This is a genomic window from Ruminococcus gauvreauii (assembly GCF_025151995.1).
Taxonomy (GTDB): Bacteria; Bacillota; Clostridia; order Lachnospirales; family Lachnospiraceae; genus Ruminococcus_G; species Ruminococcus_G gauvreauii.
Genome location: NZ_CP102290.1, coordinates 1868425 through 1887730, shown reverse-complemented (window position 1 = coordinate 1887730; position 19306 = coordinate 1868425). Strand labels below are relative to the sequence as shown.

The 19306-nt window shown below is 42.1% G+C and carries 18 protein-coding genes and 1 tRNA gene; 17 read left to right on the top strand and 2 right to left on the bottom strand.

What is annotated here, in order from left to right; all coding sequences use genetic code 11:
- Positions 1–12 precede the first annotated feature (12 nt).
- From mnmG to NQ502_RS09025, 6 genes are all read left to right on the top strand, one after another.
- Entirely contained in the window at positions 13–1896 is a 1884-nt protein-coding gene (gene mnmG, locus NQ502_RS09050; RefSeq protein WP_028528248.1) for a tRNA uridine-5-carboxymethylaminomethyl(34) synthesis enzyme MnmG, read from the top strand.
- Positions 1897–1921: 25 nt separating this feature from the next.
- The gene (gene rsmG / locus NQ502_RS09045) at positions 1922–2647 is read left to right on the top strand and encodes a 16S rRNA (guanine(527)-N(7))-methyltransferase RsmG (protein ID WP_044983159.1); all 726 of its coding nucleotides are present in this window, start codon (positions 1922–1924) and stop codon (positions 2645–2647) included.
- Positions 2648–2873: 226 nt separating this feature from the next.
- Positions 2874–3866, top strand: coding sequence for an ABC transporter ATP-binding protein (locus NQ502_RS09040; protein ID WP_044983160.1), 993 nt, complete (start codon positions 2874–2876; stop codon positions 3864–3866).
- Positions 3850–4713, top strand: a complete 864-nt coding sequence (locus tag NQ502_RS09035) for an ABC transporter permease (RefSeq protein ID WP_028528250.1) — start codon at positions 3850–3852, stop codon at positions 4711–4713. The genes NQ502_RS09040 and NQ502_RS09035 overlap by 17 nt, the downstream gene beginning before the upstream one ends.
- A gap of 10 nt (positions 4714–4723) precedes the next feature.
- Positions 4724–6187 carry a GldG family protein gene (locus tag NQ502_RS09030; protein WP_242830254.1) on the top strand — a complete coding sequence of 488 codons (1464 nt, stop codon included), beginning with the start codon at positions 4724–4726 and terminating at the stop codon, positions 6185–6187.
- Positions 6187–7611 carry a DUF4340 domain-containing protein gene (locus NQ502_RS09025; RefSeq protein ID WP_028528252.1) on the top strand — a complete coding sequence of 475 codons (1425 nt, stop codon included), beginning with the start codon at positions 6187–6189 and terminating at the stop codon, positions 7609–7611. The genes NQ502_RS09030 and NQ502_RS09025 overlap by 1 nt, the downstream gene beginning before the upstream one ends.
- Positions 7612–7662: 51 nt before the next feature.
- Here the strand turns inward: NQ502_RS09025 and NQ502_RS09020 are convergent, their stop codons facing one another.
- Positions 7663–8226, bottom strand: a complete 564-nt coding sequence (locus tag NQ502_RS09020) for a manganese efflux pump MntP (protein ID WP_028528253.1) — start codon at positions 8224–8226, stop codon at positions 7663–7665.
- A gap of 206 nt (positions 8227–8432) precedes the next feature.
- Entirely contained in the window at positions 8433–9398 is a 966-nt protein-coding gene (locus NQ502_RS09015; protein WP_028528254.1) for an alpha/beta fold hydrolase, read from the bottom strand.
- Between the two features lie 260 nt (positions 9399–9658).
- Between NQ502_RS09015 and NQ502_RS09010 the strand changes: the two genes are divergently transcribed.
- The 11 genes from NQ502_RS09010 to NQ502_RS08960 all read left to right on the top strand — a co-directional run bounded on the left by NQ502_RS09010 (position 9659) and on the right by NQ502_RS08960 (position 19301).
- Entirely contained in the window at positions 9659–10435 is a 777-nt protein-coding gene (locus NQ502_RS09010) for a ParA family protein (RefSeq protein WP_028528255.1), read from the top strand.
- Complete coding sequence (locus tag NQ502_RS09005) at positions 10426–11352, top strand: ParB/RepB/Spo0J family partition protein (RefSeq protein WP_028528256.1); 927 nt, start codon at positions 10426–10428, stop codon at positions 11350–11352. Before NQ502_RS09010 ends, NQ502_RS09005 begins: the two co-directional genes overlap by 10 nt.
- Positions 11353–11367: 15 nt before the next feature.
- Positions 11368–11883, top strand: a complete 516-nt coding sequence (locus NQ502_RS09000) for a DUF4446 family protein (RefSeq protein WP_028528257.1) — start codon at positions 11368–11370, stop codon at positions 11881–11883.
- A gap of 113 nt (positions 11884–11996) precedes the next feature.
- On the top strand, positions 11997–13286 hold the full coding sequence (serS, locus tag NQ502_RS08995) for a serine--tRNA ligase (RefSeq protein WP_028528258.1): 1290 nt from the start codon (positions 11997–11999) through the stop codon (positions 13284–13286).
- Between the two features lie 35 nt (positions 13287–13321).
- Positions 13322–14197, top strand: a complete 876-nt coding sequence (locus NQ502_RS08990; RefSeq protein WP_028528259.1) for a DUF3881 family protein — start codon at positions 13322–13324, stop codon at positions 14195–14197.
- Positions 14198–14207: 10 nt separating this feature from the next.
- Positions 14208–15380 (top strand): phosphopentomutase, encoded by a 1173-nt coding sequence (locus NQ502_RS08985; RefSeq protein ID WP_028528260.1) that lies wholly within the window; start codon positions 14208–14210, stop codon positions 15378–15380.
- A 15-nt stretch (positions 15381–15395) separates the two neighbouring features.
- The gene (gene deoC, locus NQ502_RS08980; protein WP_028528261.1) at positions 15396–16049 is read left to right on the top strand and encodes a deoxyribose-phosphate aldolase; all 654 of its coding nucleotides are present in this window, start codon (positions 15396–15398) and stop codon (positions 16047–16049) included.
- Between the two features lie 91 nt (positions 16050–16140).
- Complete coding sequence (locus NQ502_RS08975) at positions 16141–16770, top strand: DUF305 domain-containing protein (protein WP_044983161.1); 630 nt, start codon at positions 16141–16143, stop codon at positions 16768–16770.
- A gap of 103 nt (positions 16771–16873) precedes the next feature.
- Positions 16874–16947 (top strand) — tRNA-Arg (locus NQ502_RS08970).
- Between the two features lie 254 nt (positions 16948–17201).
- The gene (locus tag NQ502_RS08965) at positions 17202–18281 is read left to right on the top strand and encodes a sugar ABC transporter substrate-binding protein (RefSeq protein WP_028528263.1); all 1080 of its coding nucleotides are present in this window, start codon (positions 17202–17204) and stop codon (positions 18279–18281) included.
- A 33-nt stretch (positions 18282–18314) separates the two neighbouring features.
- A complete protein-coding gene (locus NQ502_RS08960; protein ID WP_049898093.1) occupies positions 18315–19301 on the top strand; it encodes an ABC transporter permease in 987 nt (328 codons plus the stop codon).
- Positions 19302–19306: the final 5 nt, after the last annotated feature.

The window sequence follows — 19306 nt, the reverse complement described above, 5'->3', positions numbered from 1 at the left end:
CAGGAGAAAAGAATGAATACGTTAGTGGAAAGATATGATGTTGCGGTGATAGGAGCGGGTCATGCGGGTTGTGAAGCGGCACTTGCCTGCGCAAGGCTGGGGATGGAAACCATTATTTTTACTGTCAGTGTGGACAGTATCGCACTGATGCCGTGTAACCCCAATATCGGCGGAAGTTCAAAAGGACATCTGGTGAGAGAGATTGACGCTCTCGGCGGGGAAATGGGCAGGAATATTGATAAAACATTTATACAGTCCAAAATGCTGAACAGGTCAAAGGGACCTGCAGTGCATTCGCTCAGGGCACAGGCAGATAAGCATGCGTACAGTGAGCGTATGCGCGGCATACTGGAGAACCAGGAGCGTCTGACGGTGAAACAGGCGGAAGTGACAGAACTGATCGTGGAAGACGGCGTGATAAAAGGGGTAAAGACATTTTCGCAGGCAACATATTTGTGCAGTGCAGTGATATTGTGTACCGGTACGTATCTGAAGGCCAGATGTATCTATGGGGATATCAGCAATGAGACAGGGCCAAACGGGCTTCAGGCTGCCAACTATCTGACAGATTCTCTGAGAAAAAATGGAATTGAAATTCTCCGGTTTAAGACGGGGACACCTGCCAGGATTGACAGGAGAAGTATTGATTTTACGAAGATGGAAGAGCAGTTCGGAGATGAAAGAGTCGTTCCTTTTTCATTTTCCACGGATCCGGAAGATGTACAGATCGATCAGTCGTCGTGCTGGCTCACTTATACCAGTGAAAAAACGCATGAGATCATCCGGAATAATCTGGACCGATCGCCGCTGTATTCAGGTATGATAGAGGGAACAGGTCCCAGGTACTGTCCTTCGATTGAAGATAAGGTAGTGAAGTTTGCGGACAAAAACCGCCATCAGGTGTTTCTGGAACCCGAAGGACTGTACACGAATGAAATGTATGTTGGGGGAATGTCGAGTTCTCTTCCGGAGGATGTGCAGCATGAAATGTATCACTCTGTGCCTGGTCTTGAGAATGCAAAAATCGTCAGAAATGCCTACGCGATCGAATATGACTGCATCAATCCGCGGCAGCTTCGGCCGTCTCTTGAGTTTAAGACGATCAGAGGATTATTCAGCGGAGGACAGTTCAATGGAAGTTCGGGATATGAGGAAGCTGCCGCACAGGGCCTGATCGCAGGAATCAATGCGGCGCTTAAGATCAAGGGGAAACAGCCTCTGGTGCTGGACCGCTCAGAGTCCTATATCGGTGTATTGATTGATGATCTTGTGACGAAGGAAAATAAAGAGCCTTACCGTATGATGACGAGCCGCGCGGAATACCGGCTGCTTCTGAGACAGGACAATGCAGACCTCCGGCTTAGAAAAAAGGGGTATGAGGCGGGACTGATCGGTGAAGAGGATTACCAGAGACTGCTGATAAAGGAACGGCAGATCGAAGAGGAGACCAAAAGGGTAGAAAATACCAGTATCGGTGCTTCCAGGGAAGTACAGAAGCTTCTGGAGGATCACAACAGTACGGTATTAAAGTCAGGAACAACACTGGGAGAACTGATTCGCAGGCCGGAACTGAGTTACGACGATCTGAAAGAGATTGACCCTGCGAGGCCAGATCTTCCGTACGATGTAACGGAACAGGTGAATATCAATATTAAATACAGCGGGTATATCAAACGGCAGTTAAAACAGGTGGAGCAGTTTAAGAAGATGGAATCAAAAAAGATACCGGAGGATATTGATTATAATCAAATCAGGAGTCTCCGTATCGAGGCAGTTCAGAAGCTGAACCTGTACCGGCCGGAAAACATAGGACAGGCCTCCAGGATATCAGGCGTCTCACCCGCGGATATCTCAGTTCTTCTGGTATATCTTCAGGGATACCGCACGCAGACATAAAACAGAGAGGAAAAGGAGACATGTAATGCTGGAAAAAGACCTCACGTCTTTGAAAAAGGGTGTAGAACAGCTGAATATAACGCTGAATGATCATCAGTATCATCAGTTTGCGTTATATTATGATCTGTTGATAGAATGGAACAAGGTAATGAATCTGACGGGTATCACAGAGTGGGAGGAGGTAGTGGTTAAGCACTTCATTGACAGCCTGGCGGTTGTAAAGGCATGTGATATGAACCGGATAAAAAATCTTATTGATATCGGGACGGGCGCCGGATTCCCCGGAATACCATTGAAGATTGCATTTCCGGATATGGAATGTGTGCTCCTTGATTCACTTGCAAAAAGAGTAAAATTTCTGGATGAAGTGATTCTGAATCTGAAACTTACGGGTATCCGCAGCATACACGGAAGGGCGGAGGATTATGCAAGGCAGAAAGATTACAGGGAATCATTTGGTCTGTGTGTGTCGAGGGCGGTTGCAGGCCTTCATGTACTTTCTGAATACTGTCTTCCGTTTGTGGCGGAAGGAGGATTCTTTATTCCGTACAAATCGGGAAAGGTGGATGAAGAAATCAGGGTATCGAAGAGAGCTGTGAAAGTGCTGGGGGGAGAGATTGACTCCCGGATTAAGTTCCAGCTTGCAGATACCGATATGGAACGTTCCTTTGTAGTGATAAAGAAAGTAAAACCAACACCGAAGAAGTATCCCCGCAAAGCGGGAATGCCTTCTAAGGAGCCCATTTTATAAACCTGAACAGTTATGTTTGAAGAAACATGATCAGAACATAGAAGGCTCTACACTGGCATATTTGCAATGCCTTTGTAGGGCCAATTGTCTTTGTTTTACAGGAAAATTGTAGCATGATTTCATAGAAAAAACACAATTTTTTCGGATGTTTAACACAATTAAAACGTAAAATGAATAGGAATATGCGGGGTTTTGTACCCTGATCATTAAAAGGAGGGAAATTGATTTGATAGAAGTAAAAAATCTGGTGAAGCGGTACGGTGACCACCTTGCGGTGGATAATCTGTCGTTCACAGTAGAAAGGGGCCAGATTTACGGTTTTTTAGGTCCGAACGGCGCCGGGAAGTCTACGACTATGAATATCATTACGGGATATATTGCTTCTACGGAAGGAGAAGTGATCATAAACGGGCACAATATCCTGGATGAACCGGGGGAGGCAAAAAGGAGCATTGGATATCTTCCGGAGCAGCCGCCTCTTTATTTTGACATGACAGTGATAGAATATCTGAAGTTTGCTGCCGAACTTAAGAAGATACCGAAAACAGACAGACAGCAGATGATCGATGAGGTCATGGAACTTGTAAAGATCACGGATATGCAGAACCGTCTGATCAAGAATCTGTCCAAAGGTTATAAGCAGCGAGTGGGCCTGGCACAGGCAATCCTCGGCTATCCTGAGATCATCATACTGGATGAACCTACGGTGGGACTTGATCCCAAACAGATCATTGAGATTCGTGATCTGATTAAAAGCCTCAGTGAGAAGCATACCGTGATTTTAAGTTCCCATATTCTGTCAGAGGTAAGCGCAGTCTGTGATTTTGTGATGATCATCGCGCATGGTAAACTGGTAGCGAGCGATACTCCGGAAAATCTGAGCAAACTTATGATCGGATCGAACGAATTGGAATTGACGATTAAAACAGACAGAGAAGATGTGGATGAAATACTTCACACCATACCTGAAATAGAAGAAATGTCGCTTAGTGAATCACAGGAAGAGGGAGCGATTGATATTTTTATCAAGACGGCGGAGGATACAGATATTCGCGAAAAACTCTTCTATTTATTTGCGGAAAAGAAATGTCCGATCATTAAAATGGAATCCAGCAGACTTTCTCTGGAAGACGTATTCCTCGAGCTGACAGAGGATGGTCAGGAAGAGACAGAAGAGTCTGGAGAACAGGAGGTGGAAGAAGATGCGGGCAATTTATAAAAAAGAACTGAAAAGTTATCTCACTTCAATGGTAGGCTATGTGTTTATGTTTTTTATCCTGCTCATGACGGGCATCTATTTTACCGCGTATAATCTTCAGGCTGCTTACCCCATATTTGGCATTACGTTGAGTTCCATTACCTTTATTTTTTTAATTGCAGTACCGATTCTGACGATGCGTGTGCTGGCAGAGGAGAGAAAACAGAAGACAGACCAGATGCTCCTGACTTCTCCGGTATCTGTGAAGGATATTATTATTGGTAAATATCTGGCTCTTGTGACTATTTATATAATTCCTATGGCGGTCATCTGCTGCTATCCGCTCGTTATGAAGAGTTTCGGAACAGTCTCACTGCCTATGGCATATACATCTGTTCTGGGGTTTGTATTGCTCGGATGCGGAAATATTGCAGTCGGAATGTTCCTTTCTTCTGTGACGGAAAGTCAGGTTATTGCTGCGGTGATGTCATTTATCATATTGTTTATCTGTTACATGACAGATGGAATTGCATCTTTCTTTTCGGATACGGCGATGTCCTCCATGATCGCCTTTGTGATTCTGGTGTTAATACTGACAGCAATCATTTATATGATGATCAAAAATGTGTTTATCAGTGTTGTCGTCGGACTTATCGGTGAGATCATCGTTGTCGCATCTTATCTCGTGAGGTCTTCCATGTTTGAAGGTGCATTTCAAAACTTTTTAAATATTTTCAATATCAACAGCCACCTGAGTAATTTTGTTGACGGCATTTTGGACCTGACAGGAGTCGTTTATTTTCTGTCTGTTATTGGAATCTTTCTGTTCCTGTCCATGCAGTCAATCTTAAAGAGACGGTGGAGTTAGGAGGTTAATCATGAGGTTAAACATGAAGTTTCATAAAGAGAAAATATTTAAAAATGATGGAAAGAAGAAGTTAAAAAACGGTTCCTACAGTGTGATTCTGTCGTTGATTGTGATAGCCGTGGTCGTGGTGATCAACCTGATCATTTCGGAAATACCATCACAGTATACACAATTTGATTTGAGTGCAGCAAAATTGTACACAGTGAGCGATGATACAAAAGAATACCTGAATACCCTGGATCAAGATGTGACGATCTACTATATCGCACAGAGCGGACAGGAAGACGATACGATCGATAAACTACTCACGAGATATGACGATTTGTCAAAACACATTAAAGTCGAGAAAAAAGATCCAGTACTTCATCCGAAATTCACCTCACAGTATACGGATCAGGAACTCGCCGATAACAGCGTGATTGTCGTCTGCGGAGAAAAATCGAAGGTTATAGATAATGGGCAGATGTATCAGTCAGAAGTAAATTATCAGACTTACTCCTCAAGTATAACAGGATTTGACGGTGAAGGCCAGGTCACAAGTGCCATAGAATATGTTACTTCAGATGATCTGCCGATACTCTATACACTGGATGGTCATGGTGAACTGGAGTTATCCACAGCGGTTACGGATGCGATCGCAAAACAGAATGTTGAAGTGAAGACATTAAATCTGATGACGGAGGAAAAAGTTCCTGACGATGCAGAGAGTATTATGATAGCTGCACCGACGAGTGATCTGTCTGGGGAAGAAACGGATAAAATCATCGAATATCTGGAGAATGGCGGTCATGCGATTATCTTTTCCGATTACAGCGAGACGGAGATGCCAAACTTTAAGAGAGTACTTGAAAATTATGGTGTGAAGACTGTGGACGGTGTGGTTTTGGAAGGTGACAGCAGAAATTATGGTTACCAGATGCCATATTATCTGCTTCCGAATGTAAATGACAGTGATGTGACAGCAAATGTAATAGACAGCGGCAAATATGTTATGATGCCGATCGCACAGGGAATTGAAAAGATGGATCAGGTCAGAGATACGCTGACAATAAATCCGATTCTCACCACATCCAATAAAGCATACAGCAAGACGGATATTCAGAATATGGAAAATTATGAGAAATCGGATGGAGATGCGGAAGGGCCTTTTGATATTGGCATGTATATCACAGAGAGTATAGATGATGAAAAAGAGACAAAAATTATCTACTATTCTTCTTCCAGTATCTTGAATGATAATGTCAATCAAATGGTATCGGGCGGAAATCTCGAGCTGGTGACCGAATCAGTCTCTGCCGTTTGCAAGAGCGGTGATGAGGCGTCTGTTTCGATACCGAGCAAGAGTCTGCAGACAGACTATCTGACACTTACTAATTATGACGCCAGTTTCTGGATGATTATGTCTATCATTATCCTGCCTGGATTGTGTCTCGTATGCGGACTGGTAATCTGGCTGAAGAGGAGAAAACAGTGATGAAAAAGAGAAAGGTCGTCAATTTGATCATTCTTCTGGCTGTCCTGATTCTTTTGGCGGTCGCTTATTTTCTGTTAAGAAACCACAATCAGGCGGAGGAAGAAGCTGAAAAAAGTGAAGAAACTTCTGAAATTGTATCTGTCGATGTGGATAACATCGAGAGTATTTCCTTCACAATATCAGGAGAAAATGAAGTCTTTACGAAAAATGAAGATGCATGGAAGCTGGAAAGCGATACAAATTTTCCTGTTAAGGCGGATCAGATGACCGTCCTGACAGATGCACTGGCAAGCGTGACATCCAACAGAACGCTTGAACATGTGGACGATTTGAGTGAATATGGACTGGATAACCCGGAAAATATAATTCAGATAAAAATGAAAGATGATAAGAATATAAAAATTGCTGTCGGCAGTTCAAATGAATCCACGGGTGACTGTTACGTATATTTAAATGATGATAAAAATACGGTGTATACCACAGACAGTGATTTGTCAACGGTCTTTGCGGGAAGTCTGATGAACTACGCAGCAGGTGAAGATTACCCGACGGTTGTGGGAAGTGATATTAAAAGAGTTGAGCTTGAGCAGGGAGAACATTCATTCACAGTGCAGAGTTCGGACAGTGCAGATTCAGGATGGTCCTATACAGATGCATCCGGCAGTGTGTCGGATGCAGATAGTTCTGCTATCAGTTCACTTCAGTCAGCAATCGCAGGATTCACATATGCCAATTATTATGAGTATCATTGTGAAAATCCTGCAGAGTATGGACTCGATAATCCGTATGCGACATTGAAAGTCACATATACCGTGAGTGAAGAAGCGGATGAGTCCACAGAAGAGTCTGAAGAAGAGGCAAAGACGGTGGAAAAGAATATGGTTTTGCACATCGGTAATGAAGATGGCAATGGAAACCGCTATACGTCTGTCGAAGGATCCGGTGAGGTACATGCAATTTCAACAGAATCACTCTCGCAGGTATTGGACGGGGCACTCGAACATGTGGAGAACCTGACAGTCAGCAATATTTTTCTGAAGGATCTGGAAAACCTGACTGTGGACTATCTTGGTAATACACATGTCTTTACCCTGGATACTGTGAATTCGGAGGAAGAGGAAGAAGAGAGCAAGACAGTATACTATATGGACGGTGAAGAGATGGATACGCTTGGATTCAGTACCTTCTATAATCATGTGACTGCTGTCACTGCGCAGGAAATGGCGGAGGAGGGAATGATCCCCGAAGGGGAGGCAGAACTGTCATTTGATTTTGTGAAGAAAGACGGATCGACCGTCAATGTTCAATACTATGCATATGATTCAAATTTTTATCTGGCACAGCGCCAGGATGGAAACAAATACCTCGTCAATAAAATGAAGGTGAAAAGTCTGATCAGTGAATATGAGGAACTGATAAGCTAAATAAAACAAATACTGCCGCGATCAGTTTGGTGCTGATACGGCAGTATTTTTTTAAAGCAGGATTCCCAGATGTTCAAATAAAATTTTCAGACCTAACAATATTAAAATAATTCCTCCCGCCAGTTCGGCTTTTGATTTATACTTTGTGCCAAACATACTGCCGATTTTAACACCCAGCATCGATATGCAGAAGGTAATAATTCCGATAAATGAAACCGCAGCTGTAATATTGACACGAAGAAAGGCAAAAGTGATTCCAACAGCCAGGGCATCTATACTTGTCGCTATCGCTAATACCAGCATATCTTTAAATGCAAGAGAAGGGTCGGCACATTCTTCGTTTTTTTCCAATGCCTCTTTGATCATACTGATACCGATCAGAGATAATAAAATAAAAGCTATCCAATGATCGAAAGCCGTTATGTAATCTTTGAATTGGATTCCCAGGAAATAACCGAATAGAGGCATCAATGCCTGAAAACCTCCGAACCATAATCCCACCAGGATACAATTTTTTAATTTTACCTGGCGTAAAGCCAGGCCCTTACAGACTGATACTGCAAATGCATCCATTGAAAGTCCAATTGCTAATGTAAATAGTGTCCAAATGCTCATTTTTTTCTCCTTCTTTGCCCTCAATGTAAAACGAGACTCATATAGACAATAACTTTTTGTGAGCTATTGTCTATGAGTCTCGTTATTTAATGTAATACCGGATTTTCATCAGTATGTCGATATTACCACGGCTACTCTGCCGTTAACTACTCCCTCATAGAGTTTTTCATCAGTAATAATGAATATACTAAAAAAATGACTTCATGTCAAGTTCCGTAGGAAAAGAAAATACCAATCGTTTCCAAAACTTTTTCAGGGTTTTCCATATGAGGCATCTGGCATGTTTTAGGTATCAGTTCTGACTCAATGGAGGAATTCAGGGAGGTATAAAGAGCAATCGTTTCCTGTATTCCCTCCTTTTTTTCTCCCGATAATATGAATATGCTGTTATTAATTTCTTTTAACGCGTGTGCTATATTGCAGTAAACATATCTTCCGGAGATACTTGACTGCAGATATTTTCCGTCACTATTTCCCCTGTGTGCGGCCTCATAGTAGGTGTCAATTGATGAGTGGTCCGCATGGAATGGATTAAATAGATATTTTTCTGTGAAAAGTAATTCAATATTTGGTCTGCAGACTAATATATGATAGACCAGTGTACCGAGTATGGGAATCTCGAGTAAGAATTTAGCAACCTTGGATTGTTTTGTTGGTGCCTGATTTAATACAGCAAGATCTTCGGGACTGACCAGCATTAGTTTTTCAAAGACATTATCATCGTTCAGACATGTCATAATAGTAAATGATGATGAGAGTCCACTGGCGATCACATTGGTTTTTTGATGAATTACATTTTTTACAAAATCTGTAATTAATTGAACATATAAAAAATTCGTATAGGTTATCTTTGGTTTATCTGAACGTCCGCATCCTAACAGATCCAGAGTGTAAACAGTATAATGTTTCTCAAGCGCAGAGACTAATTTCTTCCATTCATAATTGCTGCTGCCTGGGTGAAGGTCGTGAATCAAAAGAAGCGGTTTACCCTCCCCAGATTTAGTATAAAAAACATTTCCAAAGCGCCACTCGTAAAAATCTTCTTCCCGGGAGGGTAAAAGATTCTTTATAACAGCGGATGCAGAGACAACTCTGTTTATGATATGCATTACTATGGTAGACATTGTTATCAAAATACTGGTTGTCAGTAATTTTTTCTTGTATTTCTTCATGTGTTCCCTCCATGTTGAATTTACTGCGAAAGTCACAATTCTTATCTATATTATAAGCCATTAATTAAAAAGATACAATAAATTTTTATCTTAATTCTTTACCAATGAGGATAAATGTTTCACGTGAAACATTTACCAATATTGTAAAAACTGTGTTAAAAGTGTTTCACGTGAAACATTTGTATAGAAAAGCTACTGCATTAATGGTATAATTAGCACAGTGACAATACGTTTATTGTCAATACAGAAAGGAGAAAACATTGAGTAGAGCGATAGCAATTGCGAATCAAAAGGGCGGCGTTGGAAAATCTACTACAGCAATCAACCTTTCTGCATGTCTGGCTGAAATGAATCAAAAAGTGTTGACGATTGATATTGATCCCCAGGGAAATACAACGAGTGGATTAGGGGTAGATAAAAATCAGATTGAAAATACAGTCTACGAACTTTTATTGGGTGAATGTGAATTAGAGGATTGTATGATACCATTGGAGTATGGGAACCTGACATTGATACCATCCAATGTAAATCTTGCCGGTGCGGAAATTGAATTGATTGGAGTAGATGACAAAGAATACATATTAAAGAATGAGATAGAAAAAATCAAGAAAGAATATGATTTTATTATTATTGATTGTCCGCCGTCGTTAAATATGTTAACTATTAATGCTATGACGACTGCAAATACAGTGCTGGTCCCTATACAATGTGAATACTATGCTTTGGAAGGATTATCTCAATTGATACATACCATTGAGTTGGTACAGGAACGCCTGAACCCACAATTGGAAATTGAGGGGGTTGTATTTACTATGTATGATGCGAGAACAAATTTATCGCTGCAGGTAGTTGAAAATGTAAAGAATAATCTTCAGCAGACTATCTATAAAACTATTATACCAAGAAATGTGCGGTTGGCTGAGGCGCCAAGTTATGGCATGCCAATTAACTATTATGACGGAAAATCAGCTGGAGCAGAGAGTTATCGTCTGTTGGCTGAAGAGGTGATACACAGGGAGGATGACGAATGGCCGTGAAGAAAAGTGGACTTGGAAAGGGATTGGATTCGTTAATTCCGTCTTCTTCTAGTAAAAGCAGTTCAAGACCCGTTAATACAAATAAGGGTGACGCAGAAACAAAGATAATTGAAAAAATAGTAGAGAAGCCTATTGAAATAAAATTAAAAATAAACGAAGTCGAGCCAAACAGAGAACAACCAAGAAAAGCTTTTGATGAGGATGCCCTTTTAGAACTTGCTGATTCTATCAGACAGTTCGGAATCCTGCAGCCCTTGCTGGTTCAGAAAAAGGGTAAGTATTTTGAAATTATAGCCGGAGAGAGAAGATGGCGTGCAGCAAAGATGGCCGGACTTAAAGAAATACCAGTCGTGATCAAGGAATTTAATGATCAGGAGATCGTGGAGATATCGTTAATTGAAAATATTCAGCGGGAAAATTTAAATCCAATCGAGGAGGCAATTGCCTATAAACGACTGATGACAGAATTTTCTTTGAAACAGGATGAAATTGCTGACCGTGTATCAAAGAGCCGCACCGCAGTCACAAATTCCATGCGGCTTTTAAAGTTGGACGAACGCGTACAACAGATGGTGATCGATGAGATGCTTTCTACCGGTCATGCCAGGTCACTTTTAAGCTTGGAGGATGCGGAAATGCAGTATTCCGTAGCTATGAAAATATTTGACGAAAAACTGAGCGTCAGAGAAACAGAAAAACTGGTAAAAAGTCTTTTAAATCCAAAAAAACAAAAGAAAAAAGAGGCGGATACGGTATCTGATTTGGTTTATCAGAATCTGGAGGAAAAAATAAAGTCTATTGTTGGAACTAAAGTTCAGATTCAGAGGAAAAGTGATCATAAGGGAAAAATTGAAATTGAGTACTATTCGGAAGAAGAATTGGAACGTCTGATCGAGTTATTTGAATCAATAAAATAAGGGAGTATAATACGTATGAGTAATTTTTTTGAAAACATTGGAATCGATCAGGGAATTATGATTTTAATCTTAATTGTTCTTGTGTTGATTTTGATGCTAATGACATTAAATCTTTCCCTGGGACTGCATCGTTTAAAAAGAAAGTATATGATTTTTATGAAGGGGAAGGATGCCCAGTCTCTGGAGCGGCAGTTCATTAATAAATTTCGTGAAATTGACAGATTATCAACCTTGACTGATGTCCAGATGAATGATTTTAAAGTACTGAAATCTGATTTTGAAAAAACATTGACAAAGTACGGGATTGTAAAATATGATGCGTTCGATGATGTGGGAGGTAAATTGAGTTTTGTATTGTCCATGTTGGATCAAAATAATACGGGGTTTGTACTGAACGCAATTCACAGCAGGGAAAACTGTTTTCTCTATATTAAGGAGATTGTAAAGGGAGAGTCTTATATTATGCTCAGTGAGGAAGAAGTTGAAGCGCTTAGGAGAGCTGTTACATACGGAAGTGACGCTGTGAATTAATTATGTTTATATGTTATGTAAACTAGTATTTGTGATTCATATGATTCGATACTTGAAAAAAGGTTGATACTATTATAAGATAAGGAAAGCATTCAGGAAAATAGGAGGACGTTATGTTAGACATAAGATTTGTAAGAGAAAATCCGGAAATCGTAAAGCAGAATATTAAAAATAAATTCCAGGATCACAAAATGTCTCTGGTCGATGAAGTCATTGCGCTTGATCAGGAAAACAGAAATATTAAACAGGAAGTGGAATCACTTCGGGCTGAGAAGAATAAGATTTCTAAGAAGATTGGTATGCTGATGGCACAGGGAAAAAAGGATGAGGCAGCAGAAGTAAAGGTTTCCGTGGAAGCTTCAGGAGCCAGAATCGAGGCATTGACTGCACAGGAACGGGAAGTGGAAGAAAAAATCAAGAAAATCATGATGATGATTCCGAATATCATAGACCCGACTGTGCCGATTGGAAAAGATGACAGTGAAAACGTCGAGGTTCAGAGATATGGGGAACCGGTTGTACCTGATTTTGAAATTCCATACCATGCAGAAATCATGGAATCATTTGGCGGACTGGATCTGGACAGTGCCCGTAAGGTGGCGGGAAATGGATTCTACTATCTGATGGGTGATATTGCACGGCTGCACTCCGCCGTCATCTCTTATGCCAGAGATTTTATGATTAACAGAGGATTCACGTACTGTGTGCCTCCGTTTATGATCAGAAGTGATGTTGTGACGGGTGTTATGAGCTTTGCCGAGATGGATTCCATGATGTATAAAATTGAAGGCGAGGATTTATATCTGATCGGTACGAGTGAACATTCCATGATCGGTAAATTTATTGATACGATCATTCAGGAAGAGGATCTTCCTCAGACACTGACCAGTTATTCCCCGTGTTTCAGAAAAGAAAAGGGCGCACATGGAATCGAAGAGCGTGGGGTTTACAGGATTCATCAGTTTGAAAAACAGGAGATGATCGTCGTCTGCAAGCCGGAGGAAAGTAAAGATTGGTTTGATAAACTGTGGCAGAATACGGTTGATCTGTTCCGAACCCTGGATATTCCGGTGAGGACATTGGAGTGCTGTTCAGGGGATCTAGCAGATTTAAAGGTTAAATCTGTAGATGTAGAAGCATGGTCACCCAGACAGAAAAAATATTTTGAGGTGGGAAGCTGCTCAAATCTGGGAGACGCTCAGGCAAGGAGACTGAAAATCCGCGTGAACGGAAAAGACGGGAAGTATTTTGCACATACACTGAATAATACGGTGGTTGCACCTCCGCGTATGCTGATTGCATTTCTTGAGAATAATCTGAATGCAGATGGAACGGTCAGAATACCGGAAGCATTGCGTCCATATGTTGGAGGAATGGAAGCTATTGTACCAAAAGACAAATAATAAGAAGAAAAATAATATAGAAAGGGGGTGCCCTTATGCACAGTTATTTAAAAGCAATCGGATTCTCTGAGATTGACAGCAAAAAGGAGCTTAACAATATCCTGGATATGGTCATCTCAAATTACGACGAGAAAATGGTCGTGGAGCATGATGGGAATCATCTCTTTGCTGAAATGTCCAAGTCCTTTGGATACGACTGTGGTATTACGGTTTGCGGAGAGTATGATGAGAATAATGAATTTCAGATGGAGTACTATTATCCATATTTCCATGGAACAGATGTTTCCACGAAGGAAGGTGTTATCATTGAAAAGCATGCCGGTAAAGAGTCATTTGCCGGGGCATGCGATGATGTGCGGATCGGGGTTACCCTGATTTTCTATCTGCTGAATGCGGGTGAGTATCTGAATGAAAAAGAGAAGGGGTTTCTCGCTGGTACGGATACAACGGTGACGCTTTCCGGCCTCGCTTTGGAAGGGAAGATACTTCTGCCGGTAAAAAAAGACAGTCAGCAGGTGGAAGAAGATAAGAAAACAATGACAAACAGGAATCATCTGATTGCCGCTGCGAGAAACGGGGATGAGGAAGCCATGGAGAGCCTGACGATGGAGGACATTGACACGTATACCATGATTTCACGCCGTATTCAGCAGGAAGATGTGTTTACCATTGTAGATTCTTACTTCATGCCGTACGGTGTGGAGTGTGACCAGTATAATGTGATGGGGAATATCGTTGATTTTGTGGAATCCACAAATGTTCTTACAAAGGAGAAAATGTATCAGATCAGCTTGAACTGCAATGATATCAAGTTTGATGTATGCATCAACCAGAAGGATCTGATGGGAGAGCCGGAGATAGGACGCCGGTTTAAGGCGGTTATCTGGCTTCAGGGATTTTTGAATTTCTAAGAGGTTAAATATGAAGATAGAGCGTGTTTTTTTGATTGTACTGGACAGCTTTGGAATCGGTGAGATGCCGGATGCGGCAGATTATAAGGATGAGGGCAGCAATACGTTGAGAACGATTGCCGCTTCCAAAGCGTACTGCACACCGAATATGAGGAGACTGGGTCTTTATAATATTGAGGGAGTATCCTGCTGCGAGAGTGAAAATTCTCCGGCAGGAGCTTTTGCTCGTATGAAAGAAGCTTCCAGGGGAAAAGATACCACGATCGGGCACTGGGAAATCTCCGGAATCATATCGGAACGGGCGATGCCGACGTATCCGGGAGGGTTCCCCAGGGAGGTGCTGGATGCATTTGAGAAAGCCACCGGAAGGGGAATCCTGTGCAACCGTCCGTATTCCGGCACTGAAGTAATCAGGGATTACGGGGAAGAACACATGAAGACCGGTAAGTTGATTGTATATACTTCTGCGGACAGCGTCTTTCAGATTGCTGCTCACGAGGACATCATACCTGTGGAGACGCTTTATGAATACTGCAGGATTGCCAGAAAGATTCTGCAGGGAAAACACGGAGTGGGCAGGGTGATTGCCAGGCCGTTTATCGGAAAGGCACCTCATTTTGAGAGAACAAAAAAACGCCATGACTTTTCTCTGGTACCGCCCTCGGATACCATGCTGGATTATATTAAGAACGCGGGTATGTCAGTGATTGCGGTGGGGAAAATCAACGATATTTTTGCAGGAAAAGGAATCACAAAGACTTCTTCGATTCAAAATAATGACGACGGTATGAGACAGACATCTGAAATAGCAGAAACGGATTTCCAGGGGATTTGTTTTGTCAATCTGGTGGATTTCGATATGCTGTACGGGCACCGCAACGATATCGACGGCTATGCAAAGGCGGTGACTGAGTTTGACGGATGGCTGGGAGGATTCCTGGACCGGATGAAAGAAGGAGATGTCCTGATGATCACCGGTGATCACGGCTGTGATCCCGGAACTCCCAGTACGGACCACTCAAGAGAGTATACGCCCCTGCTTGTGTACGGAAAGTCAGTCCGGACAAACTGTAATCTGGGGACGAGAAGCAGTTTTTCAGATATTGCGGCGACGGTGCTTGAGATGCTTGGAGTTTCCGGCAAAACGGATGGCATTGGGTTTTATAACGAGATAAGAAGATGAAACAGGAGGATGAACATGAAAACGTTGGAATTATTGCATTATGTGGATCATACACAGTTGAAGGCATATGCATTGTGGACAGATATTGAAAAATTATGTGAGGAGGCGATCAAATACCAGACGGCAAGCGTCTGTATTCCGCCGTGTTATATTGCACGAGTTCATGAAAAATACAAAGATAAGATTAACATCTGCACGGTTGTGGGATTTCCGCTGGGTTATTCCGTGATGGAAGCAAAGGTTGCAGAGGCAAAAAAAGCGCTGACGGACGGAGCTGCTGAGATCGATATGGTCGTCAATATCACTGATGTGAAAAATGGTGACTATGATAAGGTGGAAAAAGAAATTGCCGCACTGAAGGAAGCGGTGGGAGATAAGATTCTGAAGGTTATCATAGAGACATGTTACCTGACGGAGGATGAGAAGATCGCCATGTGTAAGGCTGTGACGAATGCGGGCGCCGATTATATCAAGACGTCTACCGGATTTGGAACGGGCGGCGCCACCATGGAAGATGTGGAACTGTTTAAGAAGTATATCGGTCCCGGTGTGAAGATCAAGGCGGCGGGAGGAGTTCGCACCGTCGATGACCTTCAGGCATTTATTGACGCCGGATGCAGCCGCGTGGGAACCAGCTCTGCCGTGAAGCTCGTCACGGAGAGTCTGTAAGATATTGTCCGGCAGGATTTATTTTCCTCTGTGATACATAAGAAATGGTATATGGTCAATAATATGGGTAAATAGTTTTCGGAGGTTTGTCATGAAGAAATATTTATTTATTACCATATTGACCTGTATGATGCTTTTTCTGTTTGGGTGTGAGAAAAAAGATGACAGTAAACTGGAATCCTACCTCACGGAAGAAAAGGGATACATGGATCTGATGATGGAAAATATGGACAATGTGGAAGACACCGGCAACGCATCTCTTGACTTTCTGTACGGGATGATTCCACACCACGAGGCCGCGATTGATATGTCGAGGAGTTACCTGAAGCATGCCGGAGATAAAGCAAGATTCAGTGAGATGGCGAATGATATCATCAGTGCACAGGATCAGGAAATTGATCAGATGAACGATATGATAAAAAGAATCGAAAAATCCGGCCGGACGGATTTTGATCAGGAACAGGATTACCTTGAGAAATACAATAAAATGATGCTGGAGCATCACGAAGGCCATAGCGATACAAATGCGGGGGATCTGGACACTGCTTTTGCCATGGGAATGTCCATGCATCATCAGATGGCAATTGATATGGCTGAGGCGATCGTGTACAACACAGAAGATGAGGAAGTCATAGAGTTTGCCAGGAATATTATCTCACTGCAGAAACAGGAGATGGAAGAGATGCAGAAGTATCTGGACGGTGAGGGACATGCACATTAAAAGATAATTCGAAATCATAAAAAATTCAATTAATTGTTGAAACAGGCAGCGTAAAATAGTATAATGATATAGCAGCTGATTGGTTGCTATATCATTTTTATCTGTCGCTATAGCTCAGCTGGATAGAGCGACCGCCTCCTAAGCGGTAGGCCGGAGGTTCAAATCCTCTTAGCGACGCTTCAGAAAACACCGAAAAACTTGGTAGATCAAGTTTTTCGGTGTTTTTTTATTTACCGGAATAGATTGGAATTTTGAGATTGGGTAAAGTGCACTAAATCTAATAATTAGTGCACTTAATCTTAGCTAAAATATAAATAATGTTTACAAACAAAAAAGTCGATGTTAATATAAATCATACAAAACAAAAGCGATATCGCAAGCGAAAATGTACATAATAACAGTTGAAAACAAACGATGAGAGAGGGTTGGCTATGAAAAAAAGAATAATCGCATTATTGATGGCAGGAGTCATGGTTTTGTCAATGGCGGCATGCGGGGGCGGATCAAAAGAGGAATCTCAGTCTGCGGAAAATGGAAGCACTGCTGAAGGAACATCAGAAGGAGCCGACAAAGCAGCAGGGGAAGAAAGTTCTTCGGGTGATACGATTAAAGTTGGAATGTCTTTCAATGCACTGATGAACGACGTATTTGTTAAAACCGATGAATATACAAAACAGTTTGGATCAGAAAGCACGCCGAAAGTTGAATTTATCGTCACTTCTGCCGATAACGATGTCAGCAAACAGATTTCAGATGTAAAGGATTTGATCAGCCAGAAAGTCGATGTGATGTGCATCTGTCCGGAGGATGTGGCGGCGACGGATACGATGATCAAAGAATGCCAGGATGCCGGAATACCGGTCATGATTCAGAACAGACCTTATAATCCGGACGGGCAGTATAAACCGGATACCTTCGTGGGCGTCGATGCGGAAGACCAGGGGTATGCTTCCGTAAAATCAATTTTTGATCAGATGATTGCAGCAGGAGAAACCGAGCTGAATCTGGTTGTCTGCAGCGGTTCCACTTCTGACCAGAATTCTGTTGACCGTATCAACGGTGTGAAGCGGGCGGTTGATGAATATGCGGATAAAGGTGCCAAAATTGTCACAGACCTTGACACCGACTGGGATCCGGACTGGCTGGAATCCAATCTGCCAAGTACGATGAGAGCGAATCCGGATGTAAACTGCATCTATATCGCGTCTGATTTCCTTCTTCCGGCGGCAAAAGCTGCTCTTCAGTCAACAAATCAGTGGATCAAAAACGGAGAAGAGGGACATATCTGGTTTGCTGCAACAGATGTATACAAGGAAGGACTGGATGCAATCGGCGAAGGATACGTTGATGCAGATTCACTGATGGACATTGTCAATATGTCCCAGACGATCGTGGATCAGTGTATCGCACTGGCAAAAGGTGAAAAAGTGGAAGAAACTTACGTAAAAGGACCAGTATATACGCGTGAAAACTATCAGGACGAAGAGCTGACGAAACTGCTCTGGAGCTGATCATCAGGAACAAAAGGATTGTGAGGAAATAATATGAGTAGTCAGACGGCTAAAACGGCGAAACCGGTTCATAATTGGATGCAGACAGTGTTGTCAGATAGAAAGAAAGCCATTGATCTGGCAACGGCAGCAGCGGCAGTGATCTTTGTGATTATACTTTCTGCAGCAGTACCAAATTTTTTAAGTCTGAATAATATTATTAATGTTTTGGAACAGCTCACGACCGTTGGTATGTTATGTTTGGGAATGACGTTTATCTTAATCATCGGGGGCATTGATTTATCAATGCCCGCCGTACTGATGGCGGCGACAATACCGGGGGCGTTGTTCATGTCAAAGACAGGAAATGTATTTATTGGTATCCTGATCATTTTTGGCGTCGGAGCGGTATTCGGAATGATCAATGGTGTGGCGGTCGCAAAAGCCAGGATGATTCCATTTATCGTTACGCTGTCTACACAGATCATTGCCAATGGTTTCGCTGTTATGATAACAAATTCAAAAAGTGTTTTCGGACTCCCGGATGTATTTCTGTTTCTCGGGATTAAAATAGGGATTGTACCCATCTCGATTCCAATCTTCTTTATCGTGGCGGTGATCAGCCACATGATTCTTAAGAAAACAAAGTATGGAAGAATTTTTTATATGATCGGTCAGAATGAAGAAACAGCCCGGGTTTCCGGTATCAGAACAGATCGGTATATCTTCTGTACATATATTATAGCGGGCATCTATGCATGTATGGCAGGAATTCTGCTTGCTGCACGTACAAATATGGCAGGGGCCACAATGGTCGGAAATACCATGCTGACGGATACGATCAGCGCTGCAGTCATCGGAGGCGCAAGTTTATCAGGTGGAAAAGGAAATATACTGGGATCTGTATTGGGAGCACTGTTTATCACAGTGATCAGTAACTTTATTAATTTGATGGGATATACATATTATGTTGGATTGATCATCAAGGGTGTTCTGATTGTGATTATTATTGCATTAGACCGTTTAAGAAACAGAGATTGAGAGGG